A 23,214-nucleotide genomic window follows, 5' to 3' on the forward strand; every position below is an offset into this window, starting at 1 on the left:
GTCCGGCCGCTCACTCCGAGGCCAGCCGCCGCAGGATGCCGGTCGCGTCCGCGACGATCGTCTCGATCAGGTCGCCGACCGCGGGCAGGTCGTCGAGCAGGCCGACGACCTGCCCGGAGGCCAGCACGCCGGCGCTCCGGTCGCCCTCGACCAGGCCGGCGCGCAGCAACATCGGCGTGTTGGCGGCCATCAGGACCTGCGACCACGTCCGGTCGCCGCCGCGTTTCATCCGCAGCCCTTCGGTGGCCAGGGACCGCCACGACAGCCCGGTCAGTTTCCGGAACTTCGCGGCGTTGCGGGCGGCACGGGCGAGCCCGCTCACCGGACCGGCGGACTCGAGCGCGTCCACCAGTTCCGTCCGGAGCACGCGATGCGGCATGCCGTCCACCTTGCGGGTGACGACGGTGCCGTTGAGGTCACGGGCGAGGTACGCCTGCTTGATCTCGTCGGGGACGGTGCTTTCCCTCGTCAGGAGGAACCGGGTGCCCATGGCGACCCCGGCCGCCCCGTAGGCGCGCGCGGCGGCCAGCCCCCGGCCGTCGAAGAAGCCGCCCGCCGCGACCACCGGGATGTCGACCACGTCCAGCACCGAGGGCAGCAGCAGCGTCGTCGCCACCCCGCCGGTGTGCCCGCCGCCCTCGCCGCCCTGCACGATGACGGCGTCAGCACCCCAGCCCGCGACCTTCTCCGCGTGCCTGGCCGCGCCGACCGAAGGGACGACGAGGACACCGTTGTCCTTGAGCCGCGCGATCATGTCCTTCTTCGGCGCGAGCGCGAAGGACGCGACGCGGACTTCCTCGGTGATGAGCAACTCGACCCGGCGCGCGGCGTCTTCGGCGTCCGCGCGAAGGTTGACGCCGAACGGTGCCGACGTGCGGCTCTTGACCTCCTTGATCGCGGCCGCCAGCTCGTCGTAGGTCATCGTGGCGGACGCGAGGATGCCGAGGCCGCCCGCTTCCGCCGTCGCGGACACCAGCCGCGGCCCGGCCACCCAGCCCATCCCGGTCTGCACGATCGGGTGCCGGATGCCCGCCAGCTCGGTCAGCGCCGTTTTCATGACGGAACTTCCTTGTCCCGCAAGGACTTCGGATCCAGACTGGTGCGGATCAGGAGCAGCTCGGTCTCGGTCGGCAGCCGGGTCTCGGTGACGCCGTCGGTGCTCAGCGGGAACGACGTCGCCTCGACGACCTCGTCCACGGAAACCCCCGGATGCACGGAAAGCAGCCGCGGTGCGTGGTTTTCGCCGCCGAAGTCCAGCACCCCGAGGTTCGTGACGACCCGATGGACATCGTGATGCCGCAAACCTGCCGCACGAGCCCGGGCGTAGCCGACGCCGGACACGACGTCGACCTGATCGACGAAAACCCGCTTGCCGTGCCGGGGAACCCAGTAGCTCGTGCGGTGGTTGGCGGTGTTGCCCGGCCCGCCCCGCACGCCGAGAAGCTGTTTCTTGGGCCGGGAATGCGCGCCGATCGCCGAGATGTTCTGGTTGCCCTCGCCGTCGATCTGGTTGGCGCCCATCACCACATGCCGTTTTCCGCGCGGCACCACGGTGTCGAGGACCTTGCGGAACGGCTGCCAGCCTTCGACGACGGCGTCCGGCGTCATCAGGTACGCCTCGCCGTCGGACAGCAGGATGTCCGGCTCGAACGTCAGCCTGGCCAGCCGCGCGCCAAGCGAAGGGATGAAACCCATGGGGCTCACCACGATTTCGCCGTCTCCGCGGAACAGTTCGGCACAGGCCACGACGGCCACTTCGGCACGGCTGATGTCACTCACGCGGACTCCCCGAACTCGGCGACGGCCTTCTGGTACTGCGCTTCCTCCCCGGACAGGAACCTGTCGACGAATGCCGGCCACGCGTCGAGGTCCTTGGCCGCTTCGGCGTAGTGGCGCTGGAAACGTTCGTCTCGTCCGTAGTCCGGGACGGCGGTGGTGAAATGCGCGCCGTTCGGGGTCTCGGCCACCCCGGTGACGAGCATCCGGCTCAGCAACAGGCTCTGCACCGGGCCCGCTTCGGTGAGCTCGGCCGTCTCGACGATCTTTTCCGTGGACACGTAACACTTGTCGGCGGCGAGCGCGAACAGTTCGTCGAAGTACGGATCCGGCCCGAGGTACTGCGCGTTGCCCCGGGCGTCGGCGCGGTTGAGATGGACGAAGGCGGCGTCGAGCTTGAGCGCGGGCACGGCCAGCAGCTCCTCGGCGTCGTCGTACGGTGAGCGGACGGTGCGCAGCGACGGGTTCAGGTCCATGACGCCGGAGCCGAGGCCCGCCCGTGTCGGCAGGAACGGTAGTCGTTGCGCGGCAGCGGAAAGACCGGTGCCGAACACGCCTTCGTCGTATTCCGTGACGGTGATCGACCCGGATTCCCGCGCCCGGGAGAACCACGGGTCGTAGGGGATCGAATCGAGCGTGACGAAGCCGAAGACGAGATGCTTGAGCTTGCCCGCCGACGCCAGCAGCCCGACGTCCGGACCGCCGTAGGAGACCACGGTGAGATCCTTGACCGGCGAGCGCAGGATCGCGCGCACCAGCGCCATCGGCTTGCGCCGCGAGCCCCAGCCGCCGATCCCGATCGTCATGCCGTCCTTCAGTTCGGCGACGATCTCGTCCGGCGTCATCCGCTTGTCGGCCATCACTTCCCCTTACCGTCCAGGAATTCCTGGCGCGCGCCGTCCGAGACGCCCGCCAGGTTGAGTTCGAAGGTGAATCCCTGCTCGAAGCGGTAGCTGCGGTGCACGGGCTGGACGTCGATGCCGTTGATGGCCTGTTTCGCCGCGCGGATCACGCGGGTGTCCTTCGCCGCGATCTGCCGCGCCACGCCGAGCGCGGTCTCGTCGAGTTCCTCCCGCGGCACGACGGCGTAGACCGACCCGTGGTGGTGCAGCTGGGCCGCGGTGATCGTGGAAGCCGTGTAGTACAGGGCCCGCATCAGATGCTGGGGGACCAGGCGCGCGAGATGGGTCGCCGCGCCCAGCGCGCCGCGATCGACCTCCGGCAGCCCGAAAGTGGCGTCCTCACTGGCGACCACGACGTCCGCGTTGCCGACCAGGCCGACCCCGCCGCCGAGGCAGAAACCCTGTACCGCGGCGATCACCGGGACCGCGCAGTCGTACACCGCGGAGAACGCCGCCGCGCAACCCTCGTTCGCGCTGATCAGCGCGCCGTAACCCGGGTCGCGCTGGATCTCCTTGATGTCGACCCCCGCGTTGAACCCGCGGCCTTCCGCGCGCAGCACCACCACGTGGGTCGCGGGGTCGCGTCCGGCGTCGGTGACGGCGGACGCGAGGGCGAACCATCCCTTCACGCTCAGCGCGTTCACCGGGGGCGCGTCGACCGTGACCACGGCGATGCCGGGCTCCGGTGAGTGGGTGGAAACGGTCATCGTGCACCCTTCTCCGCTACCAAACCTAGCACTTGCTTGGTACGTTAGCAGGACGTCCGGCCCGGGTACAGCGACGTGAAGGAGGCCCGGCATGGCACTCGAACTCCGGCTCGACGGCGCCGTGGTGCTGGTGACCGGCGGGGTCCGCGGCGTCGGCGCCGGTGTCACCAGGACTTTCCTGCGCGCCGGCGCCGAAGTCGTCACCTGCGCCCGCACCGAACCCGAGCGGCCGGTCTGCGCCGGTGAGAAGGCGTCCACCTTCATCTCCTGCGACGTCCGTGACCCGAAAGAGGTCGACGCGCTCGTCGAGGAGGTCGTCCGGCGGCACGGCAGGCTCGACGTCGTGGTCAACAACGCGGGCGGCGCGCCGTACGCCGAGGCGGCGCACGCGTCGCCGCGGTTCCACGAGAAGATCGTCGCGCTGAACCTGCTGGCGCCGCTGAGCGTCGCGCGGGCGGCGAACGCCGTCATGCAGGAGCAGGAAAGCGGCGGTGTCATCGTGAACATCAGCAGCGTCAGCGCGACGAGACCGTCGCCGGGGACGGCGTCCTACGGCGCGGCGAAAGCGGGCCTGGACAACCTGACCGCGTCACTCGCCGTCGAATGGGCGCCGAAGGTGCGGGTGAACGGGCTCGACGTCGGCATGGTGCGGACGGAGCACTCGCATCTGCACTACGGCGACGAGGCGGGGATCGAGGCCGTGGGCGCGACCGTCCCGTTAGGACGGTTGGCGGATCCGGACGAGATCGGTTCCTGCGCGGTGTTCCTGGCGTCCCCGCTGGCGTCCTATGTCAGCGGAGCCTGCCTGACCGTCCACGGCGGGGGAGAGGTGCCTGCTTTCCTCGCCGCTTCCAATTCCCTGGTGAAAGAACGAAAGGAGCCGGTGTGAACGGGATCGCCGACGGCCGGATCGTGGTGGTGACCGGAGCCGGTCGCGGCATCGGGCGGGCGCACGCGCTCGCGTTCGCCGCGGAGGGCGCGCGGGTGGTGGTGAACGACCTCGGCGCCGGGATCGACGGAAGCGGCGGATCGGCCGGGCCCGCGCAGGACGTCGTCGACGAGATCGAGGCGCTCGGCGGCAAAGCGGTGGCGAACACCGACGACATCGCGTCCTGGGACGGCGCCGCGGCACTGGTGCGGACGGCCGTCGAGACCTTCGGCGGGCTGGACGTCCTGGTCAACAACGCGGGCTTCCTGCGCGACCGAATGCTGGTCAACCTCGGCGAGGACGAATGGGACGCCGTCATCCGCGTCCACCTGAAGGGGCATTTCGCGCCGACGCGGCACGCCGCCGAATATTGGCGAGCCGAGGCGAAAGCGGGCCGGACCCGGGTGGCGCGGGTGATCAACACCAGCTCCGGGGCCGGCCTGCTCGGCAGTGTCGGGCAAGGGAATTACGCGGCCGCGAAGTCCGGCATCCTGGGGCTCACGCTGGTCGCGGCGACCGAATTCGCGCGCTACGGCGTCACCGTGAACGCGATCGCCCCGGCCGCCCGCACCCGGATGACCGAAGTCGCCTTCGCCGACGACATGGCCGCGCCGGAGGACGGTTTCGACGCCATGGCACCGGAAAACGTGTCGCCGCTGGTGGTGTGGCTCGGCAGCGAGGAGTCGTCCGGGGTCACCGGCCGGGTGTTCGAGGTCGACGGCGGACGGGTCTCGATCGCGCAGGGCTGGCGGCACGGACCGGTACGGGACAAGGGTTCCCGATGGTCGCCTGCCGAACTCGGCCCGGTGGTGGGGGAGCTGCTGGCGGAGGCTCCCGTGCCAGAACCCGTTTACGGCGCTTAGGTCTTCGGTGCTGTCTCGTGAGTGGCGTTTCGGGTTCTAACCCGAAACGCCACTCACGACCCACGGCGAGAACCTGAAGTACGTGAAGTCCGAGTACATGAAGGCCCCCTTCCTTGCGCCAGGCGCAAGGAAGGGGGCCTTCATGTACTCGGGAAGGGGTGAACGCGCCGCCGTTGCGACTGTTGTGGTCGCTGGTGCGGGTGAGCTGTAGGTGACGAACCCCTGAGGAGTAGTGAAGGCCTCCTTGCCTACCTTCAGAGTAGGCAAGGAGGCCTTCACGGAGCCGACCCGCGATCAGCCACAGCCAAAGTCCAGTAGGTATTTGGTTCTAACCCGAATCACCACTCACGAGGACCTGGCACCGCACTCACGTGATCGAAGCCGGAACACCCCGAGTACGGCATCCAGTCACGCAAGTCACGTCCCTGATCACGCGAGTCACGCCTTCGCTCACGAGGCGTCTCGCGTCAGGTCCCGGATCTCGGGCCACGGCTGGAACCCGCCTGACTTGTAGGTCGTCACGGCGGCGACGTTGGAACTGGGCGTGTTCACGGCCGCGCTCGACGAGCCGAGTTCCCGGAGCGCGGCCGCCGCGGCGACGGTGATCGCCCGGCCGTATCCGTGGCCGCGCTGGTCGGCACGCACGCCCATCGGTTCGAGCAACCCGGGCTTGCCGGGACCGGCCGACCACACGGCGACCGCCGCGACGGCGTCACCGCGGTCGTCGTAGCCGAGCAGGCACCGGGCATCGGCGTACGGCGCCGAGGCCGCCATCGTCCGCCACTTTTCGGCGGTGAACGTCGATCCGCCGAACGCCGCCCCGATCACGTCGGCCCAGGCGGCCGCCAGATCCGCGCCGACCGTCTCGATCCGCAGGTCCGCGGTCTTCACCGGCTCGGTGAGGTCGAGGCTCAGCGGAGTCCATGGCTCTTCCTCGTCGACGTGCCAGCCGTGCCCGGGCAGCACGTCCTGGAGCAGCGCGTCCATCGGCGCCTCGACGGAGACCTTTCCGGCGGGCAGGACGCCACGTTCGGGCGCGGCCACGTCTTCGGCCAGCCGTCGCGCCAGTTCCTCGTCCCGGCGGACGTCCGGCGCGGTCGTGAGCCGCAAGAGGTCGGCTCCGTCCAGGAAACCGACGGCGAGGATCCGGCCGTGCCGGCGCCAGATCCGGACCGCTTCGGCCACCACTGCCGCGCCGTTACGCCAGTACCAGCCGAGGTCACCGGGATGCACTTGCCAAGCCACGCCTTCGGATTGCCACTCCCGCAGCGCCTCGACGGCCTCGTCCAGCCTGTCGGTCCCCGGCGTCTCCAAGCTGATCACCATGGCGCGATCACACACCATGCCGCGAGGAGCCGCATCCGGTTTTCGGCGGGGCAAGATGGGGGAGTGAAGTCACTTCAGCGCCGTCTCTGGGAAGCGGTCGAGCCGCTGCACGCCGTCGTCTACTTCGCCCCGGAGACCGCGGCCGCGGCGAAGGCGGCGGGCCTGCCGGGCTGGTGGATGGGTTATTTCGCCGGCCGGATCGCGCCGCTCGGGCCGCTGCCGGAACCACCCGCGACCGCCATGCTCTTCGGGTTCGCCCCGAGGATGGTCGCGCGCTCCCTGCCCGACGCGTGGAAATACGCCGAACCGGCGGTCGTGCTCCGGAGCCGGATGGCCGCCGTCGAGGAGGCCCTGAACCGGATCCTTCCCGCCGACGCGCCTCTCGGGGACCTCGCCGATCTGCTCGAACACGCCGTCACCGGCTGCGACTACGCCGCCAGGCCGCTCGCCGCCGCCTGGTCTTCGGTCGCCAGGCCGTCGACGCCGGCGGGCCGGGTCTGGCTCGCGGCGACGGTGCTGCGCGAGCATCGCGGGGACGGTCACGTGCTTTCCGCCGTCGCCGCCGGGCTGCGCGGACTCGACACGACACTGACCCACATCGGCAGCGGGGCGGTGACGCGCGAGGTCATCCAGATCAACCGCGGCTGGTCCGACGACGAGTGGGACGCGAGTGTCGCGCGGCTGTCCGGACGGGGGATCCTCGACGGCGATCTCCGGCTCACCGGCCCGGGAATCGAGCTGCGCCAACGGATCGAGGACGAGACGGACCGCCTCGCCCTCGGCCCGCTCGACGCCTTGGGCGAGGACGGGGCGGCCGAGGTCGTGCGGATCGCCGTCCCGCTGGGCCGCCGGATCTTCGACGCCGGCGCGATCCCGTTGCCGAACCCGATGGGGGCGCCGCGGCCCTGACGGCTCGAAACTGTCGGACCCCGGTGGGACGCTGATGCGCATGGCGACGTGGCAGCAGTTCAGTGAAGAGGCACCCGCGCTGGCGGAGAAGATCAAAGAGCGGTTCACCGCGGCGAAGTCGCATGTGCTGGCGACAGTCCGGCGGGACGGTTCGCCCCGGGTCAGTGGCAGTGAGGTCGATTTCCGTGAGCAGGACCTGCTGATCGGTTCGATGATCGGCGCGATGAAGGCGAAGGATCTGCAGCACGACGGCAGGTTCGCGATCCACGCCGCCTCGGCGATCGACGAGGGCGGCGCGGACGCGAAGGTGTCGGGAAAGGCCGTCGAGATCACCGATCCGGCGGAGGTCGCCCGCCTGCAGGGCGACGACGGGGAGGCGCACGTCTTCCGGCTCGACCTCACCGAGGCGGTGCTGACCTGGGTCGAGGGCAACACCATCTATTTCGACTTCTGGAAGGAGGGTCAGGGGCTCAAAAGGCTCGCGAGGCCGGACAACGGTCCGGTGGTCGAGGTCGCCTTGGGCTAGATCCGTTCGATGATCGTGCCGGTGGAAAGCGCGCCACCGGCGCACATCGTCACCAGCGCGGTGCTCGCGTCGCGGCGTTCAAGTTCGTGCAACGCCGTGGTCAGCAGGCGGGCGCCGGTGCTGCCGACGGGATGCCCGAGCGCGATCGCGCCACCGTTCACGTTGACCTTGGCCTCGTCGGGCCGGTGCACCCGTTGCCACGACAACACGACCGAAGCGAACGCCTCGTTGACCTCGAAGAGGTCGAGGTCGCCGATCGTCATCCCCGCCTTGGCGAGGACGCGTTCGGTCGCCTGAACGGGCCCGTCGAGGTGGTAGTACGGCTCCGCGCCGACCAACGCCTGCGAGACGATCCGTGCTCGCGGCCTGAGGCCCAGTGCCTTGGCCCGGTCCGAGTCCATCAGGAGGAGTGCGGCCGCGCCGTCGGAGATCTGCGACGACGTCCCGGCCGTGTGCACGCCGCCTTCGAGGACGGGCTTGAGCTTGGCCAGGCCTTCGACGGTCGTGTCGCGAAGTCCTTGGTCGCGCGCCACCAGCCGGGTCTCGCCGGTCGGCGTGCCGTCCTCGCCGAGCACGGGTGCCTTCACGGCGACGACCTCGCGGTCGAAGTGCCCCGCGGCCCACGCGGCGGCGGCTTTGGCCTGCGAGTCGGTCCCGAACCGGTCGACGTCGAGGCGGGTGATCCCGCGGCGTTCCGCGATCCGCTCGGCCGCGCCGTACTGGTTCGGCATGTCGATCGACCACGACTGCGGCCTCGGCGTGCCGATGCCCTCGCCGCGGTTCGCGCCCAGCGGGACCCGGCTCATCGCCTCGACGCCGCACGAGACGCCGGCGTCGATGGCGCCCGTCGCGATGAGCCCGGCGATGAGATGTGTCGCCTGCTGCGCCGAGCCGCACTGGGCGTCGATGGTCGTCGCGCCCGTGCTCTCCGGGAGACCGGCGTGCAGCCACGCCGTGCGCGTGACGTTGCCCGCCTGCTCGCCCGCCTGGGTCACGGCCCCGCCGATCGCCTGCTCGACCAGCGCGGGATCCACGCCCGCGCGTTCGAGCAGGGCGCGCTGCGCCGCGCCGAGGATCTCGGCGGCGTGCAGCCCCGCCAGATGCCCCCTGCGCTTGCCGATGGGGGTGCGGACCGCCTCGACGATCACCGGACTACCCACGTTCGCCTCCTGGAAACACCGTTCACTACCGAGAAAAGTAGAACACGTTCTCAATTTGAGCAAGCCACCCCAGGGTCGGCCGGATTTTGATCACTGATCGCCGTTCCCGCTTTTTGCAGGGAGCGCAAGATCGATACGGGTCGAGTAAACGGGTTTCACTGAAACTCTTCACTTGGTAAACACCGTATGCTTCAATCGGGTCTAGAACGTGTTTCATTGGCGAACCGCGTAGGAGGTAGCCCGTGGCCGCTCCCCTGATCCCCGCCGGTTTCGATTTCACCGATCCGGATCTGTACGCCACCAGACTGCCTCTGGAGGAGTTCGCCGAACTCCGCCGCACGGCGCCGGTCTGGTGGAACCCTCAGCCGCACAACACCGCGGGCTTCCGCGATGACGGCTACTGGGTGGTCAGCCGGCTCGATGACGTCAAGGCGGTGTCGAGGGACAGCGAGCTGTTCTCCTCCCGGGAGAAGACCGCGATCATCCGGTTCGACGAGAACATGACCGACGACAGCCTCGAAGCCAACCGTCTGGTCCTGCTCAACATGGACGCCCCGCAGCACACGAAGCTGCGCCGGATCGTGTCGAAGGGCTTCACGCCGAGGTCGATCGCGAAGCTCGAGGACACCTTGCGCGATCGCGCGGAGCGGATCGTCAGCGAGGCCAAGAAGAAGGGCTCCGGCGATTTCGTCGTCGACGTCGCGTGCGAACTTCCCTTGCAGGCCATCGCCGAACTGATCGGCATCCCGCAGGAAGACCGCCTGAAGATCTTCGACTGGTCCAACCAGATGGTCGCCTACGACGACCCCGAGTACGAGGTCGAGCCGCTCGCCGCGTCCGCCGAGATCGTCGGCTACGCCTGGAACATGGCCGAAGAACGCCGCAAGTGCCCGATGGACGACATCGTCACGAAGCTGGTGCAGGCCGACGTCGACGGCGAATCGCTGGCGTCGGACGAGTTCGGCTTCTTCGTCATCCTCCTCGCCGTCGCGGGCAACGAGACCACGCGCAACGCGATCACCCACGGGATGAAGGCCTTCCTCGATCACCCCGATCAGTGGGAGCTGTACAAGAAGGAACGCCCGAAGACCGCGCCGGACGAGATCGTCCGCTGGGCCACCCCGGTGGTCGCCTTCCAGCGCACCGCGACCCGGGACACCGAACTCGGCGGGCAGCACATCCGCAAGGGCGACCGGGTCGGGATGTTCTACAGCTCCGCGAACTTCGACCCCGACCACTTCGACCGGCCGGAGAAGTTCGACATCCTTCGTGAGGACAACCCGCACGTCGGTTTCGGCGGCACGGGTTCGCACTACTGCATCGGCGCCAACCTCGCGCGGCTGGAGATCGATCTGATCTTCAACGCCATCGCCGACGTCATGCCGGGCATCACCGAACTCGCCCCGCCCGACCGGCTCCGGTCGAGCTGGCTCAACGGGATCAAGCACTACCAGGTCCGCTACGCCTGATCGGCCGGGACCGCGGCCGTGGGGCACCATGGGGTCATGGGTCCCCACGTGCAGGTCGACGTCGAAATGTCCTTCCGGGTCACGAAACCCGGCCCCGCCGCGTTCGTGATCGCGCTCGCCGGTGGGGCCGGGCAAGAGGAGTTCGCCTATCCCGCGCCGCCGCGCCAGGTGGCGTTCGAACACGGGACCCGGGCCCAGGTCGTCGATCTGCCGCCCGGTGAACACGTCGTGCGGTACCGCGCCGAACGCACGCTCGACCCGGCCGATGCCGAGCCCGTCGGCCTGGACGACGTCATCCGCTACACCAGGCCCAGCCGGTACTGCCCCTCGGACCGGATGGGCGGGCTGGCGCTGTCCCGCTTCGGCGGCCTGCCCGACGCGCGCACGCAGGTGGAGGCGATCGTCCGGCACGTGGGCGAGCACCTGTCCTATGTGGTCGGTTCCGGTTCGCCGACCGACGACGCCGTTGACACCTACCTCGCCGGGGAAGGGGTCTGCCGCGATTACGCGCACGTCTGCATCTCGCTGTGCCGCGTCCTGGACATCCCCGCCCGGTTCGCCGCCGTCTACGCGCCCGGACTGTCCCCAATGGACTTCCACGCCGTGTTCGAGGCCGCGGTCGACGGGCGCTGGTACGTGTTCGACGCCACCGGCCTCGCGCCGAGGCAGAGTCTTTGCCGGATCGCCACCGGACGGGACGCCGCCGACACCGCGTTCCTCTCCACCCTCGGCTGTGAGCTGGACTTTCTCGGCAACACCGTGCTGGCGACCGCGGGCCCGTCACTGCCGGAGGACGACGGCTCGCGGCTGATCGCGCTCGCTTGATCGCGTGTTGCCCCCGACCCGTGACCTCGCTGAGGTAGACATTGCCGTGTGAGGGAGAAGCAAGCACCGACGAAATGGCAGCGGCTGCGGGCCCGCCACCGCTGGCTGGACCACGTGGCGCGGGCGGTGAACCGCTACGTCGAGTACGGCGGTTACCACTACGTCGCGTCGATCACCTACTTCAGCCTGTTCTCGCTGGTGCCCATCCTCATGGTCGCGGTTTCGGTGGCGGGCTTCGTGCTGGCGAGCCAGCCGCAGCTGATCGAGTCGATGCTGAACGCGATCACCGGCACCCTGCCCGGCGGCCTCGGTGACAAGGCGGGGGAGCTGCTCACCGGATTCGTCGAGCAGCGCACCAGCGTCGGGATCATCGGTCTGATCATCGGCTTGTACTCCGGCTGGAACTGGATGAACTCGCTGCGGGACGCGCTCACCGCGCTGTGGGGCCAGAACCGGTCGGATCTCCCGCTGCTGCGCACGATCGCCGCGGACCTGCTCGCGCTGCTCGGTCTCGCGAGCGCGCTGCTGGTCTCGTTCGCCATCACCATCTCGGGATCCGCGCTCGGCCGGTATCTGCTGGGGCTGGCCGGCGTGGACGACACCGCCTGGGGCCACAACGTGCTGTCGGCGATCTCGATTCCGTTGGCGCTGCTGGCGAACTGGCTCGTGTTTCTCTGGGTGCTCACCCGGTTGCCGCGGAAACCGGTCGGCGTCCGCAGCGCGATGCGCGGCGCTGTGGCGCTGGCGCTGGGCTTCGAGCTGCTGAAGCAGGCCGGTGGGATCTACCTGCGCCTGATCGGGAACTCGCCGACCGGGGTCGCGTTCGGTTCCATCATCGGCCTGATCTTCTTCATCTCGCTGGTGGCGCGGATGCTGGTGTTCGTCACGGCCTGGACGGCGACCGCGCGCGACGCCCCGCCGGACCCGGTCAAACCGCCGCCGCCCGTCGTGGTCCGCCCCGTGGTCGCGGCACCCGACCGGCACGGGCTCAAGCCGGTGCTGGTGGGCGCGGTGACCGGGGTGGTCGCGACGCTGGCGGCGCAGCGCCTGCGGCCCCGGCGTCGCCCTTAGCTCGGCTTCGCCGACCCCACCACCCACATCGAGAAGAACTGCGAACCGCCGCCGTACGCGTGCCCGAGCGCGATCCGCGCCCCGTCGACCTGGTAGTCCCCGGCCCGGCCCATCACCTGCTTGGCCGCTTCGGAGAACCGCAGCATCCCGGACGCGCCGATCGGGTTCGACGAGAGCACGCCACCCGATGGGTTGACCGGCAGCCGCCCGCCGAGCGCGGTCTCGCCCGCCTCGGTGAGCTTCCAGCCCTGCCCCTCGTCGGTGAACCCCAGGTTCTCCAGCCACATCGGCTCGAACCATGAGAACGGCACATAGATCTCGGCTGCGTCCACTTCGGACAGTGGGTCGGTGATCCCGGCGTCGCGCCACAACGCGGCCGCGGCGTCCCGGCCCGCCTGGGGGTTGACCTGATCGCGTCCGGCGAACGTGGTCGGTTCGGTGCGCATCGCGGTCGCGTGGATCCACGCCGCGCCACCGGGCACGGCGTCGCCCGACGCCTCGTCCCCGATCACCATCGCGCACGCGCCGTCCGAAGACGGGCAGGTCTCGTCGTAGCGGATCGGGTCCCACAGCATCTGCGACGCCCGCACCGACTCCACCGTGATGTCGGACTGCCGCAGATGCGCGTACGGATTCAGCGCGCCGTTGCGGCGGTCCTTGGCCGCGACGATCGCCCCGACGTGGTCGGGCGCGCCGGATCGCCGGATGTAGGACCGCACGTGCGGCGCGAAGTAGCCGCCTGCCCCGGCGCCCACCGGCATCTGGAACGGCGGCAGGATCGACAGGCCCCACATCGCGTTCGACTCGGACTGCTTCTCGAAGGCCACGGTCAGCACCCGCTTGTGCACACCCGCCTGCACCAGCGACGCCGCCACGAGCGCGGTCGAGCCGCCGACCGAACCCGCGGTGTGCACGCGCAGCAACGGCTTCCCGGTCGCGCCGAGCGCGTCGGCGAGGAACAGTTCGGGCATCATCACGCCCTCGAACAGGTCCGGCGCCTTGCCGAGGACGACCGCGTCGATGTCGTCCCAGCCGGTCCCCGCGTCGAGCATCGCGCGGTCGATGGCCTCCCGGAGCAGGCCGGGCATGGACACGTCGGTGCGTTTGGCCTTGTGGTGCGTCTGGCCGGTTCCCAATACGGCCGCGAGGTGCTTCACGAGAGGACCTCCAAGGTCGCGACCAGGTTCTGCTGGAGGACGGGGCCGCTGGTCGCGTGGGCGAGGGTCTTGCGCGCGCTGCCGTCGAGCACGCGGTTCGCCGCCTCGCCGATCCGCGCCAGCCCCGCCGAGAACATCGGATTGCCGGTCAGGACGCCGCCGGAGGGATTGATCCGCACCTGGTCGCCGAGGCCGAGTGCCTCACGCACGATCAACTCCTGATGGGTGAACGGTGCGTGCAGTTCGGCGACTTCGACGCCGTCGAGATCGAGCGCCCGCCCGGCGGCCGCCGTCGAAGGCGACTTGGTGAGGTCCCGGACCCCGAGCGCGGGGGAGTCGACCCGATGCTCGATCCCGGTGATCACCGCGGGGCTGTCGACGAGGTCCGCCGCCCGTTCCGCCGAGGCGAGCACGAGCACTGCGGCGCCGTCGGTGATGGGCGCGATGTCGTGGGCTCGTAACGGATCCGCGAAGTAGGGGGCGTCGAGAAGCTCCGCGACCTCGACCGTCCCGGAGATCTGCGCGGCGGGATTGCCGGCGGCGTCGGCGCGGCTGCGCGCGGCGACCTCGGCGAGATCCTTTTCCGACCACAGCCCGGATTCGAGCCCCAGCCGCGCCTGGATCCCGGCCACGCTCACCGAGTCGGGCCACAGCGGCGCGACGACGTAGGGATCCATCTGCAGGGCGAGCACCCGCCGCAACTGCCCGGCCGACGATTTGCCGAAGCCGTAGACCAGCGCGGTCTCCACCTCGCCCATCCGGATCTTCAGCCACGCCTCGTACAGCGCCCAGGCGGCGTCCATCTCGACGTGCGACTCGTGGATCGGCGGGAAGGCGCCGATCGCGTCGACCGCGGCGATGAACGAGAACGCGCGGCCGGCGAGGTAGTCCGAGGAACCCGAGCACCAGAATCCGATGTCCTCTTTGGACAGACTGGTGCGCTCGAAGACCTCGGCGAAGATCGGCACCAGCATCTCCACGCCGTTGGTGGTGCCCGGGGTGCTGCGGACGTTGGGGGCCTGCGCGAAGCCCACGACTGCTACATCTGGCACGGTGGTCCTCACAGATGGTGGGCGAAGGATTCGTACGGGGCGTCGGGTTCACCGGTCGGTTCGAAATGGCCGATGTTCTCCAGCGAGGTCCACCATTCGTCCCGCGGTTTCCACGCGGCCCGGACCCGCATGCCCATCCGGACGTCGGCGGCGTCGCAGCCGAGGACCAGGTGCAGGAACGCGATGTCCGCGCCGTCGAGCAGGATGTACGCGGCCACGTACGGCGGTTTGATCTTCTGGCCGAGGAACGGCACGTTCACGATGCAGAACGTGGTGACGATGCCGGTGTCGGGCAGTTCGACCTCGTCGATGGTCGGCACGCCGTCGGTCGGGCACGCGCCGCGCGGCGGGATGTAGACCTTCTCGCACGACGGGCAGCGCTGGCCGATCAGCTTCCCCTCCGCGAGCCCGCGCAGATACCGGCTTTCCTCGGGAGACGCGGAATGCTCGTAGCGCAGGTGGATCGGCGTGATCACCACGCTGACCGGCGCGCCTTCTTCGCGTTCCGCGACTGGAGGAGGTGCCTCGGTGGCTTCGGTGTCGGGCCCGTCGGCGGGGACGAAGTAGGCGATGTCCCGGATGTGCCCGACGGTCTCGTCCGCCCAGCGGATCCGCACGCGCTGTCCGGTGTGGACATTCGACGGCGTGCCGGCGTCGACGGCGTGCAGGATCGAGGTGTCGGCGCCGTCGAGCCGGATCAGCGCCCACGCGAACGGCCGCGACAACGGCTGGCCGTCGACGGGTTCGGCGATCCAGGACCAGGAGACGATCTCGCCCTCGGAGGCCACCGGAACGAACTCGGACAGGGCTTCGGCGGTCACGGGGTCGTACTCCAAGGGGGGCACGTGGACGCGGCCGTCGCTGCCCCGGACGCCTTCGACGCGGCGCTCGCGCAGGGCGTCGACGAACCGGCCGAGTACCGGGCCGACCGAACGCGTGTAGTCGAAGCCCACGTTGAGCGGGGCCGACAGCGGAAGTTCAGGTGCGCTCACATCCTGAGTGAAACATGTTCTCGATTTCTCGGCAAGATCGGCCATCTGGGCTTGGCTGACGGTTGCTCTTGAGTGGAACGCGTTCTAGATTCGCGGGTATGTCGACTGCCACCGGGACACTTGGGGTCTGGAACATCGCCGCACAGGAGCCGGAGCGGGTCGCGCTCGTCGATCCGGACGGCCGCTCGATCGGCTACGGGGACCTCGCCGCGAAAGCGAACGCGTACGCCCGGGGGCTGCAGGCCCTCGGGCTGGAGGCCGGGGACGTGGTCGTCGTCCTGCAGCCCAACGGCGACGAACTCGTGGCGGCCTACTTCGCCGCCATCCAATCCGGCCTGTACATCGTGGTGGTCAACTGGCATCTGGTCGGGCCGGAGGTCGCCTACATCCTGTCCGACAGCGGCGCCAAGGCCTTCCTCGCGCACGAACGGTTCGCCGACGTCGCGATCGCCGCCGCCGACGAGGCCGGGATCCCGGAACGCGGCCGGTTCGCCGTCGGCGACATCGACGGCTTCCGTCGGATCGAGGAGCTCGGCTCCGGCAATGGTGAGAGCTCGTGCGACGGACGTCCGGAAAGGCGCACGGCCGGCTCGCCGATGCTCTACACGTCGGGGACCACGGGGCGGCCCAAGGGTGTCCGGCGGCCGTTGACCGGCGCCGACCCCGACTCCGTGCCGGCCGCGTCGACGTGGTTCTTCGGGATCTTCGGGCTGGCGCCGCACGACGACCACGTGCATCTGTGCGGATCTCCGCTCTACCACACGGCCGTGCTCAATTTCGTCGCGATCTCCCTGCAGCTGGGCCATACCGCGGTGCTGATGGACCGCTGGGACGCCGAGGACATGCTGCGGCTGATCGAGCGGCACCGCGTCACGCACAGCCACATGGTCCCGACGCAGTTCCGCCGCCTGCTCGCCCTGCCGGACGACGTCCGCGCGGCCTACGACCTGAGTTCGCTGCGCGTGATGATCCACGGCGCCGCCCCGTGTCCGCTGGAGGTCAAACGCCGGATGCTCGACTGGTGGGGCCCGGTCGTCACCGAGTACTACGCGGCCACCGAAGGCGGCGGCACGGCGATCTCGGGCGAGGAATGGCTGAAGAAACCGGGTTCGGTCGGGCTGCCGTGGCCGGGTTCGACGATCAAGATCCTCGACGACGAGGGCACGGAACTGCCCGCCGGCGAGACCGGCACGGTGTACATGAAGATGGGCGACTCGAAGTTCGAGTACCACAAGGACCGGGCGAAGACGGACAAGGCGCGGGTCGGGGACCTGTTCACCCTCGGCGACGTCGGCCATCTCGACGAGGACGGCTACCTCTTCCTGCACGACCGCAAGGCGGATCTGATCATCTCGGGCGGGGTCAACATCTACCCGGCGGAGATCGAGGGCGAACTGGTGATGCATCCGAAGATCGCCGACGTCGCCGTGTTCGGCGTCCCGCACGAGGACTGGGGCGAGGCGATCAAGGCCGTCGTCGAGCCCGCGGACGGTGTCGAGCCCTCCGAGGAGCTGACCGCGGAGATCCTCGAGTACGCGGCGTCGCGGCTGGCGAAGTTCAAGCTCCCGCGTTCGGTCGACTACTTGCCCGAACTCCCGCGCGACCCGAACGGGAAGCTCTACAAGCGCAAGCTCCGCGACCCGTACTGGGAAGGCCACCGCGCCCCCTGACGCAATTAGTCCTCTGGATGCGGTAGTTCACCGGCGAACTACCGCATCCAGAGGACGAAACGCGGGGGGTCAGCGGCCTCGGAAGACGGGCTTGCGCTTCTCGGCGAAGGCGCGGGGGCCTTCCTTCGCGTCTTCGCTCGCGAAGACCTCGATGCCGTACTGGGCGTCGAGCTTGAAGGCCTCTTCCTCGTGCATGCCCTCGGTGTCGCGCATCGTCTTGAGGATCGCGCGGACGGCCAACGGGCCGTTCGCGGAGATGAGACTTGCGAGTTCGAGCGCTTTGTCCAGTGCCTTGCCGTCCGGGACGACATGGCCGATCAGGCCGATCTCCAGCGCCTCGGCCGCGGTGATGTGCCGTCCGGTCAGCAGGAGATCCGCCGCGACGGTGTACGGGATCTGGCGGGGGAGCCGCACGGCCGAACCACCCATCGGGAACAGGCTCCACCGCGCCTCGGATACGCCGAACTTCGCGCTCTCGCCCGCGACGCGGATGTCGGTGCCTTGGAGGATCTCCGTCCCGCCCGCGATCGCGGGGCCTTCGACGGCCGCGATCAACGGCTTCGTCAGCCGCCGTCCCTTCAGCAGGCCCTCGATCTTGCTGGGGTCGAAAGTGCCCTTCTCGAACGAGTCCGACGGCGAATTCTTCGACATCGACTTCAGGTCCGCGCCCGCGCAGAACGCGCCACCCGCGCCGGTGAGCACGCAGCACCGGACGTCCTCGTCCTCGTCGACCCGGTTCCACGCCTCGACCATGATCCCGAGCATCTCGCCGCTGAGCGCGTTGCGGGCCTCCGGTCGGTTCATCGTGACGACGAGGGTGTGTCCGATCTTTTCCACCAGCGCGTGCGGTTCGCCCACTTGAACCTCCCGTAGAGCGGCCATTGCCCAGAACAATAACATGTTCTACTTTGAGGAAGTGGCACTCAACATCGCGGATCTACTCGAGCACGCCGTCGACGCCGTGCCGGAGCGCATCGCGGTCGTCTGCGGCGATCGGCGGGTCACCTTCGCCGAACTGGAAGAGCGCGCCAACCGGCTGGCGCACCACCTCGCCGCACACGGCGTGGGACCCGGATCCCACATCGGTGTCTATTCCCGGAACTCGATCGAGGCCCTGGAATCGATGATCGCCGCGTACAAGCTGCGCGCGATCGCGGTCAACGTCAACTACCGCTACGTCCACGGCGAACTGCGGTACCTGTTCGACAACGCCGACCTCGTGGCGCTGGTCCACGAACGCGGCTACTCGGACAAGGTGGCCGCCGTCCTGCCGGAAACCCCGAAACTGAAACACGTTGTCGTTGTCGACGACGGAAGCGACGGCGACTATTCGTCCTACGGCGGCGTGGACTACGAAGCCGCGCTCGCCGAAGGCTCGCCCGAGCGCGACTTCGCCGAACGCAGCGCCGACGACATCTACATCCTCTACACCGGCGGCACCACCGGCTATCCCAAGGGCGTCCTGTGGCGCCACGAGGACATCTGGCGCGCGCTCGGCGGCGGAATCAACTTCGTCACCGGCGAGTACGTCCCGGACGAGTGGACACTCGCCGAACAGGGCAAGTCGGGCAGCCTGGTCCGGCTCCCGGCCGCGCCGCTGATCCACGGCGCCGCGCAGTGGGCCGCGTTCGGCGCGCTGTTCACCGGCAGCCCGGTCGTGTTCGTCCCGCGGTTCGACGCGCACGAGGTCTGGAAAGCCGTGCAGGACAACAAGGTCCAGGTGCTCACCATCGTCGGCGACGCGATGGCGCGGCCGCTGATCGACGCCTATCGCGAGGGCGACTACGACGCGTCGTCGATCGTGGCGGTGTCGAGTCACGCCGCCCTGTTCTCCCAGTCGGTGAAGCAGGAATTCCTGTCGCTGCTCCCGAACGTGGTGATCACCGACGCGATCGGCTCGTCCGAAAGCGGGTTCACCGGCATCGGCATGGTCAGCAAGGACAGCGATCATTCCGCCGGTCCGAGGGTCAACTTCGGCAAGGACGCGATCCTGGTGGACGACGACGGCGCGCTCGTCGAGCCGAAACCGGGCGCGATCGGCCTGATCGCGCGGCGCGGGCACGTCCCGCTCGGGTACTACAAGGATCCCGCGAAGACCGAGAAGATCTTCGTTGAGATCGACGGCAAGCGGTACGTCGTGCCGGGTGACTACGCGCGCTACGAGGAAGACCTCACGGTGACCCTGCTGGGCCGGGGGTCGCAGTGCGTGAACACCGGCGGCGAGAAGGTGTACCCGGAAGAGGTCGAGGGTGCGCTCAAATCGCATCCGGACGTCTTCGACGCGCTCGTCATCGGCATCCCCGACGACCGGCTCGGCCAGCGGGTGGCCGCGGTGATCCAGCCGCGCTCCGGCAAGGAACTCGACGTCGCCGCGCTCGAAGCGCACGTACGGACCGAGATCGCCGGGTACAAGGTGCCGCGCAGTCTCTGGCTCGCGGAGGAGATCGGGCGCTCACCCAGCGGGAAGCCGGACTATCCCTGGGCCCAGCGCTACGCCGCCGAGCACGAACCCATCACCATCCAACCGGCGTAAGGAGTTTCATGCGGACGTCTCTGTGCGACCGGCTCGGGATCGACCTGCCGATCGTCGGGTTCACCCCGTCCGAGCACGTGGCCGCGGCGATCAGCCGGGCGGGCGGGCTCGGCGTGCTGGGCTGCGTGCGGTTCAACGACGCGGCCGAGCTCGACGCCGTCCTGTCCTGGATGGACGAGAACACCGGCGGGAAGCCGTACGGCGTCGACATCGTGATGCCGGCGAAGATCCCGGCCGAAGGGACGTCGATCGATCTCGCGAAGCACATCCCGCAGGAGCATCGCGACTTCGTGGAGCGGACGCTGCGCGACCTCGCGGTGCCGCCGCTGCCGGACGACACCGACGAACGCGCGGGCGTGCTGGGCTGGCTGCATTCGGTCGCCCGGTCCCATGTCGAGGTCGCGCTGAAACACCCCATCCGGCTGATCGCCAACGCCCTGGGATCACCGCCGGTGGACGTCATCGAGCAGTGTCACGCGAAAGGCGTGCCGGTCGCGGCGCTGGCGGGCAAGGCCGAACACGCCGTCCGGCACGTCGACAACGGCGTCGACATCGTTGTGGCACAAGGGTATGAGGCCGGCGGGCACACCGGCGAGATCGCGTCGATGGTCCTGCTGCCCGAGGTGGTGGACGCCGTCGGCGACCGCGTCCCGGTGCTCGCCGCGGGCGGGATCGGCTCGGGCCGGCAGGTCGCGGCCGCGCTCGCGCTGGGCGCTTCCGGGGTCTGGATGGGCTCCTTCTGGCTCGCCACCGAGGAATACCTCCAGACGATGGGGGAGTCCGAGGCGATGCAACGGGCGCTGGTCGCGGCGGGATCGTCCGACACCGTCCGCACGCGGATCTACACCGGCAAACCGGCGCGGCTGCTCAAGACGCGGTGGACCGAGGCGTGGGCCGCGCCCGGCGCGCCCGAGCCCCTGCCGATGCCGTTGCAGAACCTGTTGGTCTCCCACGCGCACAACCGGATCCACCACGCGGCGGATCCGAGCGTGGTCTCGATGCCGGTGGGGCAGATCGTCGGGCGGATGGACCGGGTGCGCCCGGTCGCCGACGTGATCGCGGAACTCGTGTCGGGCTACGAAGAGACACTGTCGCGTTTGGACAAGACCCGCTGACGCGTGTCAGGTGAGCTGAAGGGGACTTGGCCCGCGTGCGATGTGGGGAAAGTCCCCTTCGCTTCGACTCCGCCGGTTGGCGGTTCCCGGGAGGGTTGACACCTTCCAGCACCTTCGCAGATGAGCTGAAGGGGCCTTTCATCGCGTGCGATGCACGAAGGTCCCTTTCACCACAAGGTTGTGGTGAAAGGGACCTTCATGGCATGCCGTGCGGTGGGACTAGAGACCGGCGGCCGCGTTCTTGATCGCGGTCGCGAAGGTGCTCACCTCGGTGTAGACGCCGGGAGCGTGCGCCCGCGCGCAGCCTTCGCCCCAGCTGGTGATGCCGACCTGGATCCAGGCACCGGCGCTGTCGCGACGGAACATCGGGCCGCCCGAGTCACCCTGGCAGGTGTCGACGCCGCCGGAGGTGACGTTGCCCGCGCAGATCTCGGCGCTGTCGATCAGATCGGCGTAGCTGCCGCCCTGCGCCTTGCAGGTCGAGTCGGAGACGAACGGGACGTTGGCCTTGAGCAGGTACCGCTGCTGCGCGCCACCCTCGGTCGCGGCACCCCAGCCGGCGACGGTGAAGGTGCCGCTGTTGTAGGCGGTCGTGGTGGCGATCGGCAGCGTCGGGATGCCGCTGACCGGGCTGGCGAGCTTGATCAGGGCCCAGTCACCGCCGGTGGAGGTGGGGTAGGTCGGCGACCGGTACACGTAGGTCGACTTGACCTTCTTGGCCGCCGTGCTCTGCAGGTCCACCACGCCGAGGGTCGCGGTGATACCCGTGTTGGCCCCCGTCCGCGACACGCAGTGCGCGGCCGTCAGCACGATCTGCGGGGTGTAGAGCGCACCACCGCAGCCCATGGAAAGCCTGACCATCCAAGGAAATTCGCCCTGAGCGGCCCGGGTGCCACCGACCACGTCGGTGGACGGGGGCTCGGCGGCCGCGGCTTGCGGAGCCGTGGCGAGACCCGCCAGGGTTCCGGCCGCCGCGACGGCGATCAGGGTCTTTTTGAGCAGGCTGAACCGACGCTTGATGTCCAAGGGTTCATTCCTTCCGGCTGTCCACAGTGGAGGCAGGGAGACTGACTGCGGCCAATTGACTACAGCAGGTGGGCATACACCGGGACAACCGACTTTCTTCGGATCTTTCGGCCGATGGTGGTGATTAACGGACGTCCGGGCCTGATCGCCGACGAATGGCGTGGGCCGGAGTGCCCAACGCCCTTACTCCCGGAGCGGGAGCCGCCGGAACCGCCGGAAGGCTGAACGCCCGCCGAGGGTGCCCTTTCGGCCACGAGTGTGAGCGTGGCATGAACACTTCGTTCGGGTCAGTACAGGCATGGGGAATCGGGCCTAGGATCTGGATCGTGAAAGCGCGTTCGCCTAGACTGCATCCCCCCGCCGACGGCCCGGTCCGGGACGGAATTCCCGAGCACGGCCGCATTCCCCGCTATTACGCGGTCAAAGTCGATCTGCTCGACGTGATCTCCGAATTAGGCCAAGGGGCGGTACTTCCCACCGAAAGGGAACTGTCCGAACGATTCGAGGTTTCCCGTGCGACGGTCCGCCAGGCCGTCGGTGAACTCGTGCTGGAAGGGCGGCTGAGCAGGCGGCAGGGGAGCGGCACGTACGTCGCGGGCCCCAAGCTCGTCCAGCCGCTCGCCTTGGTGAGTTACACCGAAGGACTCAGGAGGCAGGGCATTCAGCCCGGCCGTAATTTGATCTCTTTGGAACGCCGCGAGGCCGGGCCGTCACTGGCTTCGGAACTGGAAATCGATCCCGAAGACGACGTCATCCACATCGAACGGGTGCTGCTCGCCGACGACGAGCGGGTCGGGCTGGAATCGACCTATCTCACCGCCGCGCGATTCCCGACGCTGATGGATGTGTTCGATCCCACACAGTCGCTCTACGCCTGTTTGCGGGAACGGCTGGGGGTGGTCTTCGACGGCGCCGAGGAGCGGGTCGAGACCGTGCTCGCCACCCCGCGGGAGGCGCTGCTGATCGGGACGAACCCGGCGCTGCCGATGCTGCTGATGCACCGGACCTCGTGGGGGACCGACGGGGTCCCGTTCGAACGTGTCCGTTCGCTGTTCCGCGGCGACCGGCTCTCCTTCGAGACCCGACTGGGCCGCGTGGAGTAGCCACCTGCCGCATTCAGTCCTCTGACCGCGATATTTGCGGATTCAACGACCGCATCCAGAGGACGAAACGCGGGGCAATGTAACGCTAAGATAACAGGTCTGAT

At 69.1% G+C, this 23,214-nt stretch carries 22 protein-coding genes; 11 read left to right on the forward strand and 11 right to left on the reverse strand.

Annotation, left to right across the window (positions count from 1 at the left end; translation table 11 throughout):
- Positions 1-10: 10 nt before the first annotated feature.
- The 4 genes from AORI_RS53580 to AORI_RS53595 are packed head-to-tail and all read right to left on the reverse strand — an operon-like array spanning position 11 to position 3,385.
- Positions 11-1,057 carry an NAD(P)H-dependent flavin oxidoreductase gene (locus AORI_RS53580; protein ID WP_016332888.1) on the reverse strand — a complete coding sequence of 349 codons (1,047 nt, stop codon included), beginning with the start codon at positions 1,055-1,057 and terminating at the stop codon, positions 11-13.
- On the reverse strand, positions 1,054-1,779 hold the full coding sequence (locus tag AORI_RS53585; protein WP_016332889.1) for a CoA-transferase subunit beta: 726 nt from the start codon (positions 1,777-1,779) through the stop codon (positions 1,054-1,056). Before AORI_RS53585 ends, AORI_RS53580 begins: the two co-directional genes overlap by 4 nt.
- A complete protein-coding gene (locus AORI_RS53590; protein WP_016332890.1) occupies positions 1,776-2,636 on the reverse strand; it encodes a CoA transferase subunit A in 861 nt (286 codons plus the stop codon). Before AORI_RS53590 ends, AORI_RS53585 begins: the two co-directional genes overlap by 4 nt.
- Positions 2,636-3,385, reverse strand: coding sequence for an enoyl-CoA hydratase family protein (locus AORI_RS53595; protein WP_016332891.1), 750 nt, complete (start codon positions 3,383-3,385; stop codon positions 2,636-2,638). The genes AORI_RS53590 and AORI_RS53595 overlap by 1 nt, the downstream gene beginning before the upstream one ends.
- Before the next feature lie 91 nt (positions 3,386-3,476).
- Between AORI_RS53595 and AORI_RS53600 the strand changes: the two genes are divergently transcribed.
- Together AORI_RS53600 and AORI_RS53605 are read left to right on the forward strand one after the other, a co-directional pair.
- A complete protein-coding gene (locus AORI_RS53600; protein WP_016332892.1) occupies positions 3,477-4,274 on the forward strand; it encodes an SDR family oxidoreductase in 798 nt (265 codons plus the stop codon).
- Positions 4,271-5,176, forward strand: coding sequence for an SDR family oxidoreductase (locus AORI_RS53605; protein WP_016332893.1), 906 nt, complete (start codon positions 4,271-4,273; stop codon positions 5,174-5,176). Before AORI_RS53600 ends, AORI_RS53605 begins: the two co-directional genes overlap by 4 nt.
- 450 nt (positions 5,177-5,626) lie before the next feature.
- On the opposite strand, the gene AORI_RS53610 is transcribed toward AORI_RS53605, so the two are convergent.
- Positions 5,627-6,502, reverse strand: a complete 876-nt coding sequence (locus AORI_RS53610; protein ID WP_016332894.1) for a GNAT family N-acetyltransferase — start codon at positions 6,500-6,502, stop codon at positions 5,627-5,629.
- Between the two features lie 63 nt (positions 6,503-6,565).
- On the opposite strand from AORI_RS53610, the gene AORI_RS53615 reads away from it, so the two are divergent.
- Positions 6,566-7,411, forward strand: coding sequence for an SCO6745 family protein (locus AORI_RS53615; protein ID WP_016332895.1), 846 nt, complete (start codon positions 6,566-6,568; stop codon positions 7,409-7,411).
- A gap of 40 nt (positions 7,412-7,451) precedes the next feature.
- Positions 7,452-7,937, forward strand: a complete 486-nt coding sequence (locus AORI_RS53620; RefSeq protein ID WP_043848008.1) for a pyridoxamine 5'-phosphate oxidase family protein — start codon at positions 7,452-7,454, stop codon at positions 7,935-7,937.
- Here AORI_RS53620 and AORI_RS53625 read toward each other — a convergent pair.
- Positions 7,934-9,097, reverse strand: a complete 1,164-nt coding sequence (locus AORI_RS53625) for a steroid 3-ketoacyl-CoA thiolase (RefSeq protein ID WP_043848009.1) — start codon at positions 9,095-9,097, stop codon at positions 7,934-7,936. The two genes, AORI_RS53620 and AORI_RS53625, sit on opposite strands and share 4 nt — an antisense overlap.
- 242 nt (positions 9,098-9,339) lie before the next feature.
- Between AORI_RS53625 and AORI_RS53630 the strand changes: the two genes are divergently transcribed.
- The 3 genes from AORI_RS53630 to AORI_RS53640 are packed head-to-tail and all read left to right on the forward strand — an operon-like array spanning position 9,340 to position 12,462.
- On the forward strand, positions 9,340-10,566 hold the full coding sequence (locus AORI_RS53630) for a cytochrome P450 (protein ID WP_016332898.1): 1,227 nt from the start codon (positions 9,340-9,342) through the stop codon (positions 10,564-10,566).
- Positions 10,567-10,602: 36 nt separating this feature from the next.
- Positions 10,603-11,391 (forward strand): transglutaminase-like domain-containing protein, encoded by a 789-nt coding sequence (locus tag AORI_RS53635; RefSeq protein WP_043848010.1) that lies wholly within the window; start codon positions 10,603-10,605, stop codon positions 11,389-11,391.
- Positions 11,392-11,439: 48 nt separating this feature from the next.
- The gene (locus AORI_RS53640) at positions 11,440-12,462 is read left to right on the forward strand and encodes a YhjD/YihY/BrkB family envelope integrity protein (protein ID WP_016332900.1); all 1,023 of its coding nucleotides are present in this window, start codon (positions 11,440-11,442) and stop codon (positions 12,460-12,462) included.
- Here AORI_RS53640 and AORI_RS53645 read toward each other — a convergent pair.
- From AORI_RS53645 to AORI_RS53655, 3 genes are read right to left on the reverse strand one after another with little or no spacing between them, the layout of a single operon-like run.
- Entirely contained in the window at positions 12,459-13,619 is a 1,161-nt protein-coding gene (locus tag AORI_RS53645; RefSeq protein ID WP_016332901.1) for a thiolase domain-containing protein, read from the reverse strand. The two genes, AORI_RS53640 and AORI_RS53645, sit on opposite strands and share 4 nt — an antisense overlap.
- Positions 13,616-14,671, reverse strand: coding sequence for a thiolase domain-containing protein (locus tag AORI_RS53650; protein ID WP_043848703.1), 1,056 nt, complete (start codon positions 14,669-14,671; stop codon positions 13,616-13,618). Before AORI_RS53650 ends, AORI_RS53645 begins: the two co-directional genes overlap by 4 nt.
- An 8-nt stretch (positions 14,672-14,679) precedes the next feature.
- Positions 14,680-15,708 carry a Zn-ribbon domain-containing OB-fold protein gene (locus AORI_RS53655; protein ID WP_046199772.1) on the reverse strand — a complete coding sequence of 343 codons (1,029 nt, stop codon included), beginning with the start codon at positions 15,706-15,708 and terminating at the stop codon, positions 14,680-14,682.
- Positions 15,709-15,761: 53 nt separating this feature from the next.
- On the opposite strand from AORI_RS53655, the gene AORI_RS53660 reads away from it, so the two are divergent.
- On the forward strand, positions 15,762-17,333 hold the full coding sequence (locus AORI_RS53660) for an acyl-CoA synthetase (RefSeq protein WP_016332904.1): 1,572 nt from the start codon (positions 15,762-15,764) through the stop codon (positions 17,331-17,333).
- A gap of 69 nt (positions 17,334-17,402) precedes the next feature.
- On the opposite strand, the gene AORI_RS53665 is transcribed toward AORI_RS53660, so the two are convergent.
- The gene (locus AORI_RS53665; RefSeq protein ID WP_016332905.1) at positions 17,403-18,191 is read right to left on the reverse strand and encodes a crotonase/enoyl-CoA hydratase family protein; all 789 of its coding nucleotides are present in this window, start codon (positions 18,189-18,191) and stop codon (positions 17,403-17,405) included.
- A 58-nt stretch (positions 18,192-18,249) separates the two neighbouring features.
- Here AORI_RS53665 and AORI_RS53670 point away from each other — a divergent pair, with 58 nt between their 5' ends.
- Together AORI_RS53670 and AORI_RS53675 are read left to right on the forward strand one after the other, a co-directional pair.
- Entirely contained in the window at positions 18,250-19,866 is a 1,617-nt protein-coding gene (locus AORI_RS53670; protein WP_016332906.1) for an acyl-CoA synthetase, read from the forward strand.
- Positions 19,867-19,874: 8 nt separating this feature from the next.
- On the forward strand, positions 19,875-20,981 hold the full coding sequence (locus tag AORI_RS53675) for an NAD(P)H-dependent flavin oxidoreductase (RefSeq protein ID WP_016332907.1): 1,107 nt from the start codon (positions 19,875-19,877) through the stop codon (positions 20,979-20,981).
- A 219-nt stretch (positions 20,982-21,200) separates the two neighbouring features.
- Here AORI_RS53675 and AORI_RS53680 read toward each other — a convergent pair whose 3' ends face one another.
- Positions 21,201-22,007, reverse strand: a complete 807-nt coding sequence (locus AORI_RS53680) for a S1 family peptidase (protein WP_016332908.1) — start codon at positions 22,005-22,007, stop codon at positions 21,201-21,203.
- Positions 22,008-22,333: 326 nt separating this feature from the next.
- On the opposite strand from AORI_RS53680, the gene AORI_RS53685 reads away from it, so the two are divergent.
- Entirely contained in the window at positions 22,334-23,110 is a 777-nt protein-coding gene (locus tag AORI_RS53685; RefSeq protein WP_016332909.1) for a GntR family transcriptional regulator, read from the forward strand.
- The last annotated feature ends 104 nt before the right edge of the window (positions 23,111-23,214 follow it).

The organism is Amycolatopsis keratiniphila, assembly GCF_000400635.2.
GTDB lineage: Bacteria > Actinomycetota > Actinomycetes > Mycobacteriales > Pseudonocardiaceae > Amycolatopsis > Amycolatopsis keratiniphila.

What these genes read in the sequence shown, in the direction of transcription:
- AORI_RS53580 (WP_016332888.1), bottom strand. Translation starts at nt 1,057, where the DNA reads ATGAAAACGGCGCTGACCGAGCTGGCGGGCATCCGGCACCCGATCGTG.
- AORI_RS53590 (WP_016332890.1), bottom strand. Translation starts at nt 2,636, where the DNA reads ATGGCCGACAAGCGGATGACGCCGGACGAGATCGTCGCCGAACTGAAG.
- AORI_RS53595 (WP_016332891.1), bottom strand. Translation starts at nt 3,385, where the DNA reads ATGACCGTTTCCACCCACTCACCGGAGCCCGGCATCGCCGTGGTCACG.
- AORI_RS53600 (WP_016332892.1), top strand. Translation starts at nt 3,477, where the DNA reads ATGGCACTCGAACTCCGGCTCGACGGCGCCGTGGTGCTGGTGACCGGC.
- AORI_RS53610 (WP_016332894.1), bottom strand. Translation starts at nt 6,502, where the DNA reads ATGGTGATCAGCTTGGAGACGCCGGGGACCGACAGGCTGGACGAGGCC.
- AORI_RS53620 (WP_043848008.1), top strand. Translation starts at nt 7,452, where the DNA reads ATGGCGACGTGGCAGCAGTTCAGTGAAGAGGCACCCGCGCTGGCGGAG.
- AORI_RS53635 (WP_043848010.1), top strand. Translation starts at nt 10,603, where the DNA reads ATGGGTCCCCACGTGCAGGTCGACGTCGAAATGTCCTTCCGGGTCACG.
- AORI_RS53655 (WP_046199772.1), bottom strand. Translation starts at nt 15,708, where the DNA reads ATGGCCGATCTTGCCGAGAAATCGAGAACATGTTTCACTCAGGATGTG.
- AORI_RS53660 (WP_016332904.1), top strand. Translation starts at nt 15,762, where the DNA reads ATGTCGACTGCCACCGGGACACTTGGGGTCTGGAACATCGCCGCACAG.
- AORI_RS53675 (WP_016332907.1), top strand. Translation starts at nt 19,875, where the DNA reads ATGCGGACGTCTCTGTGCGACCGGCTCGGGATCGACCTGCCGATCGTC.